Origin of the sequence: Streptomyces blattellae (genome assembly GCF_009709555.1) — a bacterium.
GTDB classification, from domain to species: Bacteria; Actinomycetota; Actinomycetes; order Streptomycetales; family Streptomycetaceae; genus Streptomyces; species Streptomyces blattellae.
On record NZ_WJBG01000094.1, the window covers coordinates 1 to 1,965 of the forward strand.

The following is a 1,965-nucleotide window of genomic DNA, read 5'->3' on the forward strand; positions in this document are numbered from 1 at the left end:
TTCTCGCTGGTGCCGATCACCTCGATGTGGACCTTCTCGACCAGGTGCCGGATCAGCTGCTTGCGGTCCGCGTCGCTGGTCGTGGGAGCATGCCAGATGCCGGGGACGTCAGCGGCCAGAGCGCGGATCTGCTCACGCTCGGCGGCGCTGAGGGTGCGGGGCCGCACGGCCAGGAAACGTTCGTACTCCTCCTGCAGGCGTTGCCGCTCGCCCATCGCATTCTCCCAGTCCTTCTCCAGTTGTCGTACGACCAGGCGGTTTTCGGGTTCGGCGAGCTGGTACTGGCGCCGGGCCCGGTCCACGGCGAACTCGGCCCGCTCCAGGCGCTGCCGCCAGATCTGGTCCACCTGGGCGCGCTGGGCCTGGACCTGCTCGGCGGCGGCGAGGGACACCTCGACGGCGGCCGGGGCCATCGCGGCCAGCAGCAACACCGTGACGTGCTCGTCCACGCAGCCGCCGGCCAGCTGCTGGCACTGCCCGGTCGCGAAGGTCGTCTTGTCCGAGCCGCAGACGTAGGCCGGGTGCAGCTTCCCGCCCGCCCCGCGCTGGTAGCGCACCGACATCTTCTTCCCGCAGCGCCCGCAGGCCACCAGCCCGGCCAGCAGGGCCGGCCCGTCGCGCACCACGCCGATACTCTCGGCCCGGGCCCGGTTGGCGTCCATCCGCTGCAAGTTCCGCTCGTACCGCTCGACGCTGATATAGGCGGGCAGCAGGCCCGGAAGGTAGACGTACCAGTCCTCACGCTCGGTACGCACCCGGCCGGTATACGGCCGCCCCGCCTGACGGCGCCGCGGATCGATCCTGCTGCGGCCGTAGGCGTAGATTCCAGCGTAAGCCGGATGACGGAGCATGTTCTGCACTCCGGCCCGGCTGGGACGACGCCACCGCAACTCCCCCCGCTCGGGCCCCTCGCGCAGCCGCACCCCCAACTGAATGCTGTTGTCGGCCAGATAACAGAGCACCGCGTTGACCGTCCCAAGCCGGTCGAACAGATCGAAGACGAGGCGGACCACGGCCTGGACCTGCTCATCGGGATCCAGGACCGCTTCGCCGGACGGGCGGCGCACGTAACCGACCGGCAGCGCCACGACCAGCTCACCGCGCCGGGCCTTCGCCAGCCGCCCGGACCACATCCGCTGTTTGATCAGGTGCAGTTCCGCCTCACTGATCGTCCCCTTCAGCCCCAGCAACAGCCGGTCATTGTGATCAACGGGGTCGTAGACACCGTCCGGGTCCGCGAGCAGAGCCCCCGACAACGCGCACAACTCCAGCAGCTGATGCCACTCGCGGCCCGTCCGCGCCAGCCGCGACATCTCGATCCCGAGCACGATCCCCACATGATCCAGGCCCACCTCGGAGACCAGACGCTGAAAACCGGGCCGGACATCGACCCCGGACGCGGAATGCCCCAGATCCTCATCAATCACCAGCACCCGCGAAGCCGGCCACCCCAGCGCGACCACTCGCTCGACCAGCGCATACTGCAGCCGCGTGGACTCCTGATGGTCCTTGACCTGGCCGGCAGTCGACTGCCGGACATACACCGCGGCAAGACGATCACGATGCCACGGCTGGACCTTGCCCTCCAGCCGCTCCCACGGCCGCCTGACCGTCGTCATCGCCCGCACCCCCGTCCCGGCTCCCGGGAGGTGTCGCTGTCGCCATCCGTTCCACCAGCAGGCCCAGCAACCGCTGGACCACCACCCGGTTCACCTCCGGGAACGACTCCCAGCTCGGGGCGCCCGCTATCGCGGGCTTCGACTGGGGGGCACAGCCGCGTCTCCTCCTGCCACCGCGACCCACCCCCCTCGCCCGTCTCGCTCTGCCGGTCCCGCAGCAGGCGGACCGTTCCGGCCAGCGCCAACAGGGCATCAACCCCGATGACAGGGACATTCCCCGTCGCGTCCTCGTCTATGTCAGCACTGCGGCTTGCTCCTTGAACGCGGCTGGCGGGACATGAAGCAG

1 protein-coding gene is annotated in these 1,965 nt (G+C 69.7%); it reads right to left on the minus strand.

The annotated features are described in order from the left end of the window. On the minus strand, positions 1–1,619 hold a 1,619-nt coding region (locus GFH49_RS01740), incomplete at its 3' end, for a recombinase family protein (RefSeq protein WP_155053937.1). Between the last annotated feature and the right edge of the window lie 346 nt (positions 1,620–1,965).